General features: G+C 33.0%; 10 protein-coding genes. 9 read left to right on the plus strand and 1 reads right to left on the minus strand.

Annotated features, from left to right (window positions below):
* Positions 1 to 2 precede the first annotated feature (2 nt).
* From Q0998_RS06375 to Q0998_RS06415, 9 genes are all read left to right on the plus strand, one after another.
* A complete protein-coding gene (locus Q0998_RS06375; protein ID WP_299667766.1) occupies positions 3 to 1,403 on the plus strand; it encodes a glycosyl hydrolase family 16 in 1,401 nt (466 codons plus the stop codon).
* A 26-nt stretch (positions 1,404 to 1,429) separates the two neighbouring features.
* Positions 1,430 to 2,275 (plus strand): glycoside hydrolase family 16 protein, encoded by an 846-nt coding sequence (locus Q0998_RS06380; RefSeq protein ID WP_299667769.1) that lies wholly within the window; start codon positions 1,430 to 1,432, stop codon positions 2,273 to 2,275.
* Between the two features lie 10 nt (positions 2,276 to 2,285).
* Positions 2,286 to 4,988: a PKD domain-containing protein gene (locus Q0998_RS06385; RefSeq protein WP_299667771.1), complete on the plus strand. Its 2,703-nt coding sequence runs from the start codon at positions 2,286 to 2,288 to the stop codon at positions 4,986 to 4,988.
* 168 nt (positions 4,989 to 5,156) lie between these two features.
* Complete coding sequence (locus tag Q0998_RS06390) at positions 5,157 to 8,615, plus strand: hypothetical protein (RefSeq protein WP_299667774.1); 3,459 nt, start codon at positions 5,157 to 5,159, stop codon at positions 8,613 to 8,615.
* 30 nt (positions 8,616 to 8,645) lie between these two features.
* On the plus strand, positions 8,646 to 9,920 hold the full coding sequence (locus Q0998_RS06395; RefSeq protein ID WP_299667775.1) for a glycosyl hydrolase family 17: 1,275 nt from the start codon (positions 8,646 to 8,648) through the stop codon (positions 9,918 to 9,920).
* A 263-nt stretch (positions 9,921 to 10,183) separates the two neighbouring features.
* Positions 10,184 to 11,638, plus strand: a complete 1,455-nt coding sequence (locus Q0998_RS06400; RefSeq protein WP_299667954.1) for a glycoside hydrolase family 30 protein — start codon at positions 10,184 to 10,186, stop codon at positions 11,636 to 11,638.
* Between the two features lie 31 nt (positions 11,639 to 11,669).
* A complete protein-coding gene (locus tag Q0998_RS06405; RefSeq protein WP_299667777.1) occupies positions 11,670 to 13,310 on the plus strand; it encodes an MFS transporter in 1,641 nt (546 codons plus the stop codon).
* 21 nt (positions 13,311 to 13,331) lie between these two features.
* Positions 13,332 to 14,240 carry a glycosyl hydrolase family 17 protein gene (locus Q0998_RS06410; RefSeq protein ID WP_299667780.1) on the plus strand — a complete coding sequence of 303 codons (909 nt, stop codon included), beginning with the start codon at positions 13,332 to 13,334 and terminating at the stop codon, positions 14,238 to 14,240.
* 220 nt (positions 14,241 to 14,460) lie between these two features.
* Positions 14,461 to 15,891, plus strand: coding sequence for a T9SS type A sorting domain-containing protein (locus Q0998_RS06415; RefSeq protein WP_299667783.1), 1,431 nt, complete (start codon positions 14,461 to 14,463; stop codon positions 15,889 to 15,891).
* A 55-nt stretch (positions 15,892 to 15,946) separates the two neighbouring features.
* On the opposite strand, the gene Q0998_RS06420 is transcribed toward Q0998_RS06415, so the two are convergent.
* Positions 15,947 to 16,597 (minus strand): peptidoglycan-binding domain-containing protein, encoded by a 651-nt coding sequence (locus Q0998_RS06420; protein ID WP_299667786.1) that lies wholly within the window; start codon positions 16,595 to 16,597, stop codon positions 15,947 to 15,949.
* Positions 16,598 to 16,771: the final 174 nt, after the last annotated feature.

The following is a 16,771-nucleotide window of genomic DNA, read 5'->3' on the forward strand; positions in this document are numbered from 1 at the left end:
AAATGAAAATACTAAAAAATAAAAATTTAAAATACTTGCTTCTTTTAGGTGTTGTTTTTACCTTAAGTTGTGAAAGAAATTTTTCTGATAATATCGAATTCGCAAAATATCCAGCAACAGGAGAAATTTTTGTCGATGGTTTTGTTGGAGGTTTAGATTACTTTCCTTTTGGTGATTCTTTCGCAGAAGCTTTTTCTGTAGATGAAAATGAAGCATATTTAGGAACTGCATCTATGCGTTTTGATATTCCAGCTTTTGGAGTTGGCTATGGAGGGGCAACATTTCCAAGTACAGCGCCACGAGACTTATCTAGTTTTGATGCTTTAACTTTTTGGGCAAAAGCATCTCAAGGTGCAGACATCAATGAAATTGGTTTTGGTATTAATGGAGATAATAACAATAAATTTAGGGTAACAAGAAGAAATTTACCATTATCTACCGTTTGGACCAAGTATGTAATTCCCATACCAGACCCATCAAAACTAAGTCAAGAAAAAGGGATGTTTTGGTATGCAGAAGGCGCAGAAAGTGCAGATGATGAGGGAGGCTATACTTTTTGGATTGATGAATTAAAATTTGAAAAATTAGGTACCGTAGCACAACCACAACCCGCTATTGTTAATGGTGTAGATCAAATCTCACAAATTATAGTAAATGGTACTTTTCTAATACCAGGACTTACACAGACATTTAATCTGTCAACTGGTAAAAATGTAACAGTTTCTGCAGCGCCATCCTATTTTGAGTTTAGTTCTACTGACATAGAAGTGGCAAGAGTTAGTGAGCTTGGAGTAATCTCGGTTGTAGATGATGGAACTGCCAAAATTACGGCTATTCTTGGAGGTGTTAAGGCAAAAGGTTCTGTAGAAGTAACAGCAAGCAGAGTCTCACCAGCACCAACACCAACAAGAGACGCTTCTAATGTTATTTCTTTATTTAGCAATGCTTATACGAATATAGCAGGAGTTTTAATTGATGCAAATTATGGCGGACAAACAACAAAGTCTTCAGAATTAAATATAGCAGGAGATCATATGATAAGTTACACAGCTCTAAATTATGTAGGTTTTGAATTTCAAAACCCTACAGTAGATGCATCCGATTATAATTTTTTGCATGTAGATGTTTTAACAAATTCTTCAACTAGTGCTAACTTTAATATTGAAATTAGAGATAGAGGTACAAACGGAATGTTGAATACAAATACAAATACCGGTGCTCCATCTGAAGACGATAAAAGACTTGTCTTTTCAGTAGCTTCCAATTCAATTACCCAAGGAGAATGGATGTCTTTCGATATTCCATTAACAGGAGATCTTGCTTCGCAAAAGGGCAATCTAGCTGCTTTAATTTTTTCTGGAGATATAGATTTTTTATTAGACAATGTCTATTTCTACAAATAATATTAAAATAATTAAACCAAATAACAATGAATAGATATATAAAAATAGATAAAAACTCGATGTTTAAAACATTTGTTTTAATGAGTATGGTTTTTATTTTAGGAAGTTGTTCTGAAGACGAAACGCAACAAGTAACCAATTTTACAGAGTTAGTGATGGCTGATGAGTTTGATGTGAATGGTGCTCCGAATCCTCTAATTTGGGATTACAATATTGGAACTGGAGATAACGGTTGGGGTAATAATGAATTACAATATTATACAAACCGCAGTGAAAATGTAACCGTACAGAACGGCATATTAATAATCACAGCTAAAGAAGAACAATTTAATGGAGCTTCCTATACCTCTGCAAGACTTTTAACGAAGGGAAAATTAGAACAAACCTATGGTCGTTTCGAAGCACGTATTAGATTGCCTTATGGAAAAGGTCTTTGGCCAGCATTCTGGTTATTAGGAGATGATTCTAAAGGTACAGAAGTTTGGCCACAAATAGGAGAAATAGACATTATGGAATATGTGGGAGATAAACCTACTAGTGTTTTTGGAACTGTTCATGGCCCTGGTTATTCTGGAGGAGAATCGATTGGTAAATCTTATGAATTAGTAAACGATAGATTTGACACAGGATTTCATGTTTTTGGGATTGAATGGGGACCCAATTACATCAATTATTATGTTGATGATGTTTTGTACAACCAAATAACACCAGAAGATGTTCCAGGAGAATGGGTTTTTAATAGAGGACCTTTCTATATTATTTTAAACCTAGCAGTTGGGGGTGCATTACCTGGAGAGCCAAATGAAGAAACTAAATTTCCTCAAACAATGCTAGTAGATTACGTAAGAGTATATAAGAATTCTAACAATTAATAAAAAGAAGATGAAAAAAATTATTAAAACATTCAAACAAATTTCAATTTTATTATTGATTGTATCCTTTATAAGTTGTGAAGAAGATGCTATTTTACCAGAAGTTAAAGCAGGATTTACATATACACTTAATATAGATACAGGAACAGTTACATTTATAAACACGTCTGAAATGGCAAGTACGTATGAGTGGAATTTTGGTGATGAAATGTCATCTACTGAGATTAACCCAATACATACATACGAAACAGGAGAATATACGGTAACCTTAAAAGCACGTCATGTTTCTGGGGCTTCTGACACTTTTGAAAGTGTAATAACCGTTTTAATTCCAGAAATTGCATCATTACCAATTACTTTTGATGGTGAAAACACAAAATATGAACCAGAAATATTTGGTGGAACTGCTTTTGCTGTGGTAGATAATCCATCTGCTACTGGTGCTAACCCAACAGCTTCTAAAGTGGGTAAAATTACAAATACTGGTAATGCTTTTGAAGGCATAGCTTTTGAATTAGGAGCACCAATAGATTTAACAACTGATAAATCTATAAAAATGTTGGTTTGGTCAGACAAAGCTTTACCCGTTTTATTAAAACTAGAACAAGGAAATGCATTTGTAGAAATGGCTTCAAACCATTTAGGTAGTGGTTGGGAAACAATGTATTTTACTTTCGATTCAACTGCATCTTTTAGGAAATTAACTTTATTTATTGATGGTCCTGGAGCAACAGCTGGAGATTTCTTTATAGATGAAATTTCTCAAATAGCTACAGATACAATTCCATGTATGGAAACAATGTTAAATTTACCCATAGATTTCGATTGTAATGGTATTGCATACGGAGATAAAATTGTAGGAGATGTTTCTTTTACAGTAGTTGACAACCCAGAATTATCTGGTGTTAATGATACCGCTTCAAAAGTAGGACGAATTACAAATTTTGGTGTGAATTGGGAAAATGCATTCTTTAATTTAGATACCGCAATAGATTTTACTACAGATAAGGGAATTAAAATGAAACTGTATTCAACGCAAGCTTTACCAATTAAATTAAAGCTACAAGACGGAACAGCTGCTGCTATAGAAAACGATCAAAATCATGGAGGAACAGGATGGGAAGAGTTGACCTTTTCTTTTACTTCTTCAGATTCATATAACGATATGGTTGTATTTGTAGATGGTCCAGGTACTGCAGCAGGTACTTTTTATATTGATGACATACAACAAGTTGCTGTAACAGTAGCGCCACCTGCATGTACTGAAACACTATTAAAATTACCAATAGATTTTGATTGTGATGGTATAGACTACGTATCAAAAGATACAGGGGATGTAGCTTTTGAAGTAATTGATAACCCTGAAATGACAGGAATTAATAATACGCAAACAAAAGTTGGAAAAATGGTATTTGATTCAAACCAACCCTGGGAAAACATGAATTTAAATTTAGATACTCCTATAAATTTTTCAACAGATAAAAACATCAAGCTTAAATTATGGTCATCTTCAGCTAGAGCAATTAAACTTAAAGTTGAAACTGGTGGAGCAGCTGTAGAAAATGATCAAAACCATACAGGTTCTGGATGGGAAGAATTAACGTTTACATTAAATACAAGTGATTCCTTTTCAAATTTTGTGCTTTTTGTTGATGGAGGTTCTAATACCGCAGGTACATTTTATATAGATGATATAGAACAAGTTTCCTCTGTAGTTGCATGTACGCAAACTAATCTTGAGATTCCTATAGATTTTGATTGTGAAGGTATCGATTACGTTTCAAAAGATACAGGTGATGTAGCTTTCGAAGTAATTGATAATCCAGAAATGACAGGAATCAATAATACACAAACGAAAGTTGGGAAAATGGTATTTGATTCAAACCAACCCTGGGAAAACATGAATTTGAATTTAGATACTCCTGTAGATTTTTCAACTAATAAAAGTATCAAGCTTAAGTTATGGTCATCTTCTGCTAGAGCAATTAAACTTAAATTTGAAACTGGTGGAGCAGCTGTAGAAAATGATCAAAACCATACAGGTTCTGGATGGGAAGAATTAACATTTACGTTAGGTACGAGTGATTCATTTTCAAACTTTATAATTTTTGTTGATGGTGGTTCTAATACCGCAGGTACATTCTATATTGACGATATTGAGCAAATTACTTCTGGTGGCGGAGGTGGAGGTAGCACATGTCCAGCACCTCCAGCAGGAGAGTTTATTTCAGATGGAGATTTTGAAGCAAATGCTGGATGTTGGTTGTTTAATGATGGTTCAAAAGGAGGTACAACAAGCCTCTCTACGACTGTAAGTAATGGAGGTGGTTCAAACTCAGGACAAATCACCACCACCTCTCTAGACAATCCTGGTTTAAAACAAGAACGTTTTGGAGTTGGTAGCATAACGCCAAATACAGCCTACATAGTGAAGTTCGATATTATAGCGAGTGATCCTCTTGCAGATGGAGCCGTTTTTCAGGCGTTTACATTTTCTGAACAAGCAGAAGGTTCTGGTGGAGGTGCAGCACAGCATATTTTAGTACAAGGTTTAGGCAATGTATCTAGCTCTTGGGAAACAAAAACGTATGAATTTACGACTGCTGCAAACGTTGATGGTGGACTATCGCTATTGCTAGAATTAGTTTGTGGTGGCGCAGCAACTTGTAAAGGAACTGTTAATATCGATAACGTATCTATCACTAAAAAATAATACAATAAAAATCATATTGATACGGTCTTAATAATCTATAATTATAAGACCGTATTTATTATATCAATTAATAAATTTATAACCAAGATTACATATCTACATTAAATTTTTTTTAATAATAGCGTATTATTTTCATACCTATTAGATGTGTTTTTAAGATTAATTTTCATGACAAAGAATACCATTTACATCGGTAATAACAAAGCTTACAATCCTTTATTAGAAGTAAAAGGAGCATTGGTAAATAGAGAGAACGAAGTATATTATAAAATATCCAATAGCAATAAAATGAGACCCTTTTTTATGAGTCTTGTGAGCAATTCAAATCATTGGATGTTTATTTCAAGTAATGGAGGTTTATCCGCAGGAAGAAAAAATGCAGAAAATGCTTTTTTTCCTTACTATACAGATGATAAGATAACAGAATCTTCAGAAATTACAGGTAGTAAAACAATCATACAGGTTCACAAAGATGATAAAACGTTTCTTTGGGAACCATTTTCAGATAAGTATGAAGGTGTCTATGCGATCAAAAGAAATTTATACAAAAACAATTACGGAAACAAAATTATTTTTGAAGAAGTAAATGAAGATTTAGGACTTACATTTCAATATCAATGGAACTCTAGCAATCGTTTTGGGTTTGTAAAGAAATCAACTATCTTAAATAATACAGATGCTAAAATTGATGTTACAGTTTTAGACGGAATTCAGAATATAATGCCGTATGGTGTTGCTGCAGATTTTCAAAATAGCAGTAGTAATTTAGTAGATGCTTATAAAAAGTGCGAATTAGAACAAGATACTGGTTTAGGTATTTTTGCTTTAAGTGCTGTTATTGTTGATAAAGCAGAACCAAGTGAAGCATTAAAAGCAAATACAGTTTGGTCTTTAGATACTAAAAATCCGAAGTATTTAATTTCTTCTTTACAATTAGATGCATTTAGAAACGGGGAAGAAATTCATCATGAAATAGATATTAAAGCTGAAAAAGGAGCCTATTTTACAATACAAGAGATCACATTAGAAGCAAATAAAACAGCCTCTTGGATGTTGATTGCGAATGTAAATCAAAATAGTAGCACTGTTCAAAAGATTAAAGAGAAAATTAAAAATGAAGCGGATCTATCTACTTTAGTTCAAAAAGATATTGAAGTTGGGTCAGAAAAATTAATAAAACTAGTGGCAGCAGCAGATGGTTTGCAATTAGGAGACGATCAATTAAGAAATACCAGACATTTTGCAAATACACTTTTCAATATTATGAGAGGTGGTATTTTTGATAATAATTATCAAATTGAGAAATTAGATTTTATCAAATATATTTCAAAAGCAAACAAAGAAGTTTACCAGGGAAGACAAGATACACTTAACGGTTTACCCGAAACTTTTTCTGTAAATACCATTAAAAAATTAGCAGATTTAGATAACAATCAAGATTTTAAAAGATTGTGTTTAGAATATTTACCATTAAAATTTAGTAGAAGACATGGAGACCCAAGCAGACCTTGGAACAAGTTTTCGATCAATACTAGAAGTGAAGTAGACGGTTCTAAAATTCTAGATTATGAAGGAAATTGGCGTGATATTTTTCAGAATTGGGAATCTTTAGCACATTCATATCCAGAGTTTATAGAAGGCATGATCTACAAATTCTTAAACGCTACCACTTTTGAAGGCTACAATCCTTACAGAGTTACAAAAGGTGGTTTTGATTGGGAAGTGATTGAAGAAGACGATCCTTGGTCTTATATTGGTTATTGGGGAGATCATCAAATTATTTATTTGTTGAAGTTTTTAGAGATTATTGAAGATTATTATCCAAATAAATTAGCAGAAAGTTTTGCGCAAGAGGTATTTGTCTATGCAAATGTTCCTTACAAGATAAAAAGTTACAAAGACACGCTTAAAAACCCAAAAGACACCATTGATTTCGATTATCAACTGAATGATGAAATTGATGAAAGAAGAGAAGTATTAGGCGCAGATGGTGCTTTGTTAAGAGATCAAAATAACCATATCTATAGAGTTAACTTAATTGAGAAATTACTCGCCACAGTTTTAGCGAAAGTATCGAATTTTATTCCTGAAGCAGGCATTTGGTTAACTACACAAAGACCAGAATGGAACGACGCCAACAACGCATTAGTAGGGAACGGGGTTTCTATGGTTACACTAAATTATTTGAATAGATTCATCAATTTCTTTGAAGGAGTTGTCCAAAAATCAACATTAGAAAACATCCAAATTTCTGAAGAATTAGCTGATTTTTTTGATAAAACATTGACTACTTTAGTTGATAACAAAAATATTTTGTCAGCAAAAATATCTGATGTAGACAGAAGAACAATTATAGATGGAGTTGGAGAAGCTGGAAGTGCATTTAGAATGGCCGTCTATAAAAACGGATTCAAAAATAAGAAAGTACCTCTTTCAAAAAATGATTTGTTAGCGTTTTTTGACATCACTAAAAAATATGCAGAACATACTATAAAAGCAAACAAACGTGCTGATAATTTGTACCATGCATATAATTTAATGACGGTAGAAAATGACAAAGAAGTGTCCATTTCTTACCTATCAGAAATGTTAGAAGGGCAAGTTGCTGTACTAAGTGCTGGATATTTATCGCCAAAAGAAGCGTTAGCAGTTTTAGACGGATTAAAGTCGAGCGCACTTTTTAGAGAAGATCAATACAGTTATATTTTATATCCAAATAAAGATTTACCAAGATTTACAGATAAAAATAATATTCCAGCGAAATCGGTAGAAAGTTCAAAATTGTTACAACAACTGTTAGCAGATGGAAACAATCAAATTATAGAAAAAGATGTTGCTGGAAAGTATCATTTTAATGGAAACTTTAACAATGCAATTCGATTAAAAGAAACATTAGACCTTCTTTCAGATGACTATAAAGCGTTAATTGCTAAAGAAGAAAAGCTGATTTTAGATATGTATGAAGAGATGTTTGATCATAAATCTTTTACAGGAAGATCAGGAACATTTTTTGGGTACGAAGGTTTAGGATCTATCTATTGGCACATGGTTTCGAAATTATTGTTGGCAGTTCAAGAAAATTGTTTGTTGGCAGTGAATGCGGGCGAAAGTGAAGAAATAATTGGTCGTTTATTTGAGCATTATTACGAAATAAATGAAGGAATTGGTGTACATAAATCGCCTAAATTATATGGTGCTTTTCCTACCGATCCGTATTCTCATACACCAGCAGGAAAAGGAGCACAACAACCAGGAATGACGGGGCAAGTAAAAGAAGATGTGTTGTGTAGATTTGGTGAAATAGGTGTGTTTGTAAAAGAAGGGAAACTACAGTTCAATCCAAAAATGTTAAGAAGAGAAGAGTTTTTAACAACTTCAAAAGAATTCAATTACATACATCTTGACGGAAATAAAAACTCGTTAACTTTAGATAAAAATACATTGTGTTTTACCTATTGTCAAGTTCCTGTTGTATATCAATTATGCGATAAAAATGGCATTCAAGTATCATTTGAAGACAATTCTACGAAAGAAATAGACAGTTTACAATTAGATTCAGAAACAAGCAAACAACTATTTGAAAGAACAGGTTCAGTAAGAAATATACGAGTTCATATCAAAAAGTAATAAAATAAAAACAACAGCTAAAATAAAAATATGAAGACAGCCTTTAAAAATATTATTGCTCTTTCTGTATTGGTTTTTAGTTTTGCATGTAGTAAAAATAAGGAAATAAAAATCCCGAAAAAAGAAGCAATGACGGCATCAAAAATTTTAGGAAATCCTAATTATTTGGCAATATCTTACGGTGGTTACAGAGAGAAATCGAGAGAAATTCAACCTGAGATAGAAGCATTGAAAGAAGATTTAAAAATTCTTTCAGCAATGGGAATTAAGATCATAAGAACGTACAATGTACAGCCAAAATTGCCACATGCAGCCAATGTATTAAAGGCAATTACAGAACTTAAAAAAGAAGATGCAACTTTCGAAATGTATGTAATGTTAGGCGCTTGGATAGATTGTTTAAATGCTTGGACAGATAAAGCACCAAACCATGATATAGAAAGTGCACAAAATGCTGGCGAAATTGATAGAGCAGTTGCGTTGGCAAATCAATATCCAGACATTGTAAAAATAATTGCAGTGGGCAATGAAGCCATGGTAAAATGGGCAACAAGTTATTATGTACAACCAAATGTGATCTTAAAATGGGTGAATCATTTGCAAGATTTAAAAACAAAAGGAGCGCTTTCTAAAGATGTTTGGATTACCAGTTCAGACGATTTTTCGTCATGGGGTGGTGGAGATGCTGAATACCATACAGAAGATTTAGAAAAATTGATACACTCGGTAGATTATATTTCGATGCATACCTACGCCTATCACAATTCACATTACAATCCTACATTTTGGAAAACACCACATCATTTAAGAAACCTCTCTGATAAAGAAAAGATTGATGCAGCAATGCTAAGAGCTTTAAATTTTGCAAAAAATCAATACAAAGGAGTTTTTAATTATATGAAAAGTTTAGGAGTAAACAAACCTGTTCATATTGGTGAAACAGGTTGGGCAACTACCTCAAACGGGCATTATGGTGTAAATGGATCAAGAGCTACAGACGAATACAAACAAGGATTGTATTACAGGCACTTAAGAGATTGGACCCAAAAAGCAGGAATTTCTTGCTTCTATTTTGAAGCATTTGATGAACAGTGGAAGGATGCAAAAAATGCAAATGGCTCAGAGAATCATTTTGGATTGATAAACCTAAAAGGTGAAGCAAAATATCCACTTTGGGATTTGGTGGATACAGGCGTTTTTAAAGGTTTTACCAGAAATGGAAAACCAATAACTAAAACCTTCAATGGAGATACAAAAGCCTTGATGAAAACAGTTTTAGTGCCGAATACGGATTATCCTAGATAATTAACAGTTCCATCAAGGTATTGGTGCTGAATTTGTTTCCGTATCTGAAAACATCCTGCAAGGCATTGGTGCTGAACTTGTTTCAGTATCTGAAAACATCCTGCAAGGTTTCAAAAACCTTGTAGGTATATAAAAAATAATACCTGGCTTATTCTTTCTACGAGATTTTAAAAATCAGGTAGGTATATAAAAAATAGTAAAGTGAAATTATAAAAAACAATCAAGTGAAAACAACTATTCTATTCTCAATTTTATTATTACTGATGATCAATTGTACACAAAAAGACAATATACTTGCGGTTGAAGTTTACGAAACTTCTGCAAGCGGAAATAAATTAACCAAAGTTTCAAATTTTACTTCGGATGAAAATGCATCAACCATAAAATTAGATACTTCAAAAACATTTCAAACCATTACTGGTTTTGGTGGTGCTTTTACAGAATCATCAGCCTATTTATTAAATAAACTAAGTCAGAAAAATAGAGATACTATTTTACAGGCCTATTTTTCTAAAGAAGGCGCAAATTACTCGTTAACAAGAACCCACATGAACTCGTGTGATTTTTCATTAGCGCAATATTCATATTCTCCAGTAGCAGAGGATATGACCTTAGAACACTTTACAATTAAAGAAGATCAAGACGATTTAATACCGATGATCAAAGATGCGATGAAAGTATCTAAAGACGGATTTAAAATCTTTGCTTCACCTTGGACAGCTGCTCCTTGGATGAAAGATAATAATGCTTGGGTTGGAGGTAAATTATTACCTAAATACTATGATACTTGGGCATTGTTCTTTTCTAAATATATAGATGCCTATAAAGAAGAAGGAATTGATATTTGGGGTTTTACCGTAGAAAACGAACCTCATGGAAATGGAAATAACTGGGAAAGTATGCATTTTACACCCCAAGAAATGACCAATTTTGTTCAAAATCATTTAGGGCCTAAATTAGAAAATGACGGCCACGGAGATAAAATTATTTTAGGATATGATCAAAACAGAGCAGGTTTAAAAGAATGGGTAGATGTCATGTATAAAGATGAAGCATCCTCTAAATATTTTGATGGTACAGCCATTCATTGGTACGAAAGTACCTACGAAGTTTTTCCAAAGGAGCTACAATATGCCCATCATAAAGCACCAAATAAATACTTAATAGAAACAGAAGGCTGTATCGATTCTCAAGTTCCAGAATGGAAAAATGATGCTTGGTATTGGGCAAAAGAAGCTACAGATTGGGGCTGGGATTGGGCTCCAGAAGATCAAAAATATTTGCACCCTAAATATGCGCCAGTAAACAGATATGCCAGAGATATTATTGGTTGCTTAAACAATTGGGTAGATGGTTGGGTAGACTGGAACATGGTTTTAGACAGACAAGGTGGCCCCAATTGGTTTAAAAATTGGTGTGTAGCGCCAGTAATTGTAGATCCAAAAAAAGATGAAGTGTATTTTACACCACTTTTTTATACCATCTCGCACTTTAGTAAATACATTAGACCAGCAGCAAAAGTAATTGGATTCGAAAATTCTGATACAGACTTACAAGTAACCGCTGCAAAAAATCCAGATGGTTCAATAGCTGTGGTGGTTTTTAATGAAGGAAAAGAAGCAAAAAACTTCAAATTACAATTTGGCCAAAAAGACATAGCAATACACATAAATGCGCAAGCACTGCAGACTATTGTAATAGATGCAGACAAAAAATAAACCACTAATTACCTAAAATAAAACTAAAAATATGGAAAACTTTGTGACACCAGTAAAAGATAAAGTCCCTTTTTTACAAAAAACAGCCTTTGGCTCAGGACATTTAGTGCTTAACTTACTGCCGGGTGCGTTAGCTGTTTTTATGTTCTTTCTGGTGACAGCATTTGGAATGGATCCATTTTTAGCAGGTTTATTAGGTGGTTTGCCAAGAATATTCGATGCAATTACAGATCCAGTAATGGGTTTTATTTCTGATAATACAAAGTCGAAATTTGGAAGAAGAAGGCCTTATATATTAATCGGAGCAATTTTAAGCGGAATCTTGTTTGCACTTCTATTCCAACTGAATGAAGATAATTCAGTCATGTTTAATTTTTGGTATTTCTTAGTAATGTCTTTAGTATTTCTTGTAGGGAATACCATGTTCGCGACACCATTAGTTGGTTTAGGTTATGAAATGACATCTGATTATAATGAACGTACACGATTAATGGCATTTGCAAATGTTGTGGGGCAAGTTGCTTGGATGTTGGTACCATGGTTTTGGGTGGTTATTGCAGACCCAACGGTGTTTCCCATACCAGAAGAAACATTAATTGCAATCGGAGAAATGGGACTTACAGGTGATGAACTACAAAAGATAACGACAGAAAAGTTACAAGCCACGGGTGTTCGTAAATTATCCATAGGTGTTGGTTTGGTATGTGCTGTACTTGGAATTTTACCTGCCTTATTTTGTAAGGGAATGGATGCAGGAAAAATGGAAAACAGAAAAGAAATTAGTGTAAAAACATTAGGATCTAGTTTTAAGGAATTGTGGTACGGAATTGTACAAGTTTCTAAAAACAAGCCATTTATGAAACTTTGTGGCGCTACTTTTTTAGTGTTTAACGGATTTCAAATGGTAGCTTCCTTTAGCTTTTTTATTATTGTATTTTATATCTACAATGGAGATTATGGTCAAGCAGGTACCTGGCCAGCATGGTTTGCTTCACTTACGGCAGTGATTACTGCTTTTATGGTGATTCCAATTGTGTCAAGAATTGCCAATAAATGGGGAAAGCGAAAAGCATTTATTATTTCTACTGTTATTTCTATTATTGGATACATCTTAAAATGGTGGGGATTTGACAACGAATTAAACGCAGAATTTAATCAATCAGAAATAGGTACAGGACTAAATAACTTTGTGGTTTCAATATTTGATACGATCAATCCTTTTTTAGATAGCATTGGCATGTCTTGGTTTAGTATGGATGTAAGTCAAGGAGGTCCGTGGCTAATGTTTTTACCAATTCCTTTTATGGCTTTTGGTTTGGGTGGATTATTTACGTTAATGATGAGCATGACTGCAGATGTATGCGATTTAGATGAATTGGAAAATGGGATGCCTCGTAAAGAAGGAACATTTGGTGCCATTTATTGGTGGATGGTAAAATTAGGGCAGGCAATTGCTTTGGTATTGGGAGGAGCCATTTTAACTTTAGTAGGTTTTGATGAAGGCGCGGTAACCCAAACTGCTGAAACCATGACAAATTTACGAATAGCAGATATTGTGATACCTGCAACTACGGCTGCTATAGCCGTATGGATTATGTGGAAATATTCTTTGAATGAAAAAAGAGCAAGAAAAATAAAAGTAGAATTGGTAAAACGAAGAGGAGAATTATAATCAAAAGAAAATACAGATAAAATGTCATACAGAGGAAAGCATCATTATTTAAAAAACACTACAAATTTTTCAGGTTTTAAAGGTGTAGATTTTGGCAAATCTTCAATTGAAGATTTAAAGAAACAATGGAAGGCTACTTTAGATAAAGGAATGCATGGTATTTGTTTTAGTATGTATGAAGACGGTCAAGAACCAGGAGACACAATTACCGAGGCGCAAGTAGAAAGAAGAATTAAAATTCTAAAACCACATACAAAATGGATTCGTTCTTTTTCTTGTATTGAAGGCAATGAGCACATACCAAGAATTGCGAACAAGCATGGCTTAAAAAACATGGTAGGCGCTTGGTTGAGTGACGATTTAGAGAAAAACGAATTAGAAATAGAAGCTCTAATCGAACTAGGCAATGAAGGATGTGTAGATATTGCTGCCGTTGGGAACGAAGTTTTATATAGAAACGATTTAACATTAGCACAGCTATTAGCCTATATCAAAAGAGTAAAAGATGCATTGCCAGAGGTGGCTGTAGGCTATGTAGATGCGTATTATGAGTTTTCTGTACACCCAGAATTGGTAGAAATTAGCGATGTTATCTTATCCAACTGTTATCCTTATTGGGAGTCTTGTCATATCGATACTTCTTTAAACCACATGCAAAGTATGTTTTACCAAGCAACAGATGCAGGAAAAGGAAAAAAGGTAATCATTACAGAAACAGGTTGGCCAAGCCAAGGTGGAAGTGAAGGGGGCGCTTTATCATCCGAAGAAAACGCCATGAAGTATTTTATCAATACTCAAAAATGGTCAGAACAAGATAATGTAGCTATTTTCTACTTTTCTTCTTTTGACGAATCTTGGAAAGTGGGAGATGAAGGAGATGTAGGAGCTTATTGGGGGCTTTGGGATAAAAATGAGGCATTGAAGTTTTAAAAATACTTACAACATAGCAATACATAACCCATACAGTGGCATTATAACATACATTTTTTTAATTTTTTTTTATCTGAACAATACTTTTTAAGCCCGTGTTTTAAGGATTTGATAACTTTTTACATTTTTTTTGTTGTGTATGTTTTTTGTTGAGGTATTTTTTAAGGTTATTGTAATATAAGTGATTAACTTGAGTGTTAACATTTAAACTATATAAATTATGAAAAAAATTACTTTATTATTTGCCTTATTGACAACTTCAATTGGGTTCTCACAACAACAAGAATACCATTTAGATTTTGAGGATGGAACGGCTTCTGGTAACGCGGCCTCTTGGAATAATTCATTTGGAGGTACAAGTGCTGTAGAAATAATTACAAATCCTAATCCAAGTGGAACCAATACATCTGCTACAACTAAAGTGCTTAAAACTACTTTAGCTTCTCCATTAACTGCAGAAAACTATGCAGGTTTCGATAATTCACAATCAGGAGAAGTTTTTGGTACATGGAAAATTGATATGGCAGTAGCTAATAATTTGATGCTTACTATGGATGTTCATAAAAATTATGTTGGTACTGTTGGTATAAAAATGACGACAACAACTGGTGGAACTACATTTGAAATTTCAGACCAAAATGTTAACAATTCCGTTGTAAATGAATGGCAAACATTAACTTGGGATCTTTCAGGAATTAATCCAAACGGAGATTTAACAAATATTAGCGATATGGTTGTATTTGTTGACTTTCAAGATAAAGCCAATAGAACCTCACCTGCAACTTATGAACTTTATATTGATAACATAAAGTTTAATGCAGAAAAATTATCTGATGCGCCAGCGGCTTCTTGTACTGATGGTATTATGAATGGTGATGAAACTGGTGTAGACTGCGGTGGTTCTTGTGATCCATGTGCTGTAGAATTATCAATAGCTTCTCCTACAGTGCAACATGGAGGAACTGCAGGTACAGATTATATCTCAATCTACAGTGATGCCCTAACAAGTATAACTGTTGGTAATTTAGATCCAAATTGGAATCAAGCTACAGATGCTACTGAAATAGTAATTAATGGAAATAATACCCTAAAATATGATAATCTTAATTATCAAGGAACTGATTTTAATGGTGATAAACAAGATGTTACTGGAATGACTCATTTTCACTTAGATTATTACACAGATAATACTACAGAATTAGAGTTTTTCTTAATTAGCAATGCAGGTGAAACAGCTTATAATATTCAATCTAATTTAGGAATTACAACTGGTAGTTGGGTAAGTTTAGAAATTCCTATTTCTAATTGGACCTTAGATTTAACTACTTTAAGAGAGTTTAAAGTGGTTGGTAATGGAACTATTTATTTTGATAATTTTTATTTTTATAATCAAGCAACAGCAAGCGTAGAAAATAATAAATTACTAGGTTTTTCTATGTATCCAAATCCTGCATCTAACAGATTAAATATTTCTGCAGTAGATGTAATTAAAAATGCTGACATTTTTAATGTAATTGGTAAAAAAGTTAAGCATATAGATATCAATAACTCTCGTGCTTCAATAGATATTTCTGATTTATCTACAGGTATTTATTTAATCAAATATAGCGTGAATAATAAAGTTGGTACCGCTAAATTTATCAAACAATAATAAAGCTTTCATTTCAATTTTAAACGCTCAAGATGTAATTTCTTGAGCGTTTTTTTTATTCAAACAAAGCATCTAAAGTTAACACATCTAAATACCCATCTGCATAGAGGTTGTTTTTCTCTTCAAAACCTTTAATGGCAGTTCTGGTTTCAATTTTATAAATACCATCTATTTTTAGATCAAAGCCGTTTTGAACTAATTTTTTTTGAACTTCGAAAATTAATGCGCTTGTTTGACCGTAAGATAACTTTTGGGTATCATCAAACATACTGATGATTTTTTTGGTTTCTAAAGAATGTTGATATTCTTTTAAATCAGTTCCTGTTTCTTCTAAGAATTTAATTTCTTTGTTAGAAATGCCATCTTCTTTTAAAATGGCAGATTTTTCTAACTTCGCTTCGTAAAACTTTACAACCGCCAATTTTTCTGCATATAGACCAACTGCATGTTTCGTTTCATTATCATCATCTTTCGGAGTTCTAACATCAATATCATTTGCTGTCCACTGTAGCATTACAAAACTATTTAAAGCTTCTTTCGCTTTGTAATAATTAATCACAGTTTCTTGGTTGTGATACTTAATGTCTAATTTTTTTTCAGTTGTATAATCAACATTTGGCGAATTATATCTCTTATACTTACTATACTGACCGTAACCAATAATACCTAAAATAATAATCAATAATAAAATAATTAGTTGTTTCATAAAAGTTGGTTCATTAATTTTCAATAGATAACAAATGTAATTATATCTTTTTTAATGAGCGTTTAAAATAATAAATACGTGTGACGTTTTAAAAGCACAAAGTACTGTAAAACTAGTTGCACTAATGACCAATATCATATATGCCCCAAAAAATGATACTTACTTTTAGTATCT

The organism is uncultured Polaribacter sp. (assembly GCF_947501385.1).
In the GTDB taxonomy this organism is placed as follows: Bacteria; Bacteroidota; Bacteroidia; order Flavobacteriales; family Flavobacteriaceae; genus Polaribacter.

What these genes read in the sequence shown, in the direction of transcription:
- Q0998_RS06395 (WP_299667775.1), top strand. Translation starts at nt 8,646, where the DNA reads ATGAAGACAGCCTTTAAAAATATTATTGCTCTTTCTGTATTGGTTTTT.
- Q0998_RS06410 (WP_299667780.1), top strand. Translation starts at nt 13,332, where the DNA reads ATGTCATACAGAGGAAAGCATCATTATTTAAAAAACACTACAAATTTT.
- Q0998_RS06405 (WP_299667777.1), top strand. Translation starts at nt 11,670, where the DNA reads ATGGAAAACTTTGTGACACCAGTAAAAGATAAAGTCCCTTTTTTACAA.
- Q0998_RS06420 (WP_299667786.1), bottom strand. Translation starts at nt 16,597, where the DNA reads ATGAAACAACTAATTATTTTATTATTGATTATTATTTTAGGTATTATT.
- Q0998_RS06400 (WP_299667954.1), top strand. Translation starts at nt 10,184, where the DNA reads ATGATCAATTGTACACAAAAAGACAATATACTTGCGGTTGAAGTTTAC.
- Q0998_RS06390 (WP_299667774.1), top strand. Translation starts at nt 5,157, where the DNA reads ATGACAAAGAATACCATTTACATCGGTAATAACAAAGCTTACAATCCT.
- Q0998_RS06385 (WP_299667771.1), top strand. Translation starts at nt 2,286, where the DNA reads ATGAAAAAAATTATTAAAACATTCAAACAAATTTCAATTTTATTATTG.
- Q0998_RS06375 (WP_299667766.1), top strand. Translation starts at nt 3, where the DNA reads ATGAAAATACTAAAAAATAAAAATTTAAAATACTTGCTTCTTTTAGGT.
- Q0998_RS06380 (WP_299667769.1), top strand. Translation starts at nt 1,430, where the DNA reads ATGAATAGATATATAAAAATAGATAAAAACTCGATGTTTAAAACATTT.
- Q0998_RS06415 (WP_299667783.1), top strand. Translation starts at nt 14,461, where the DNA reads ATGAAAAAAATTACTTTATTATTTGCCTTATTGACAACTTCAATTGGG.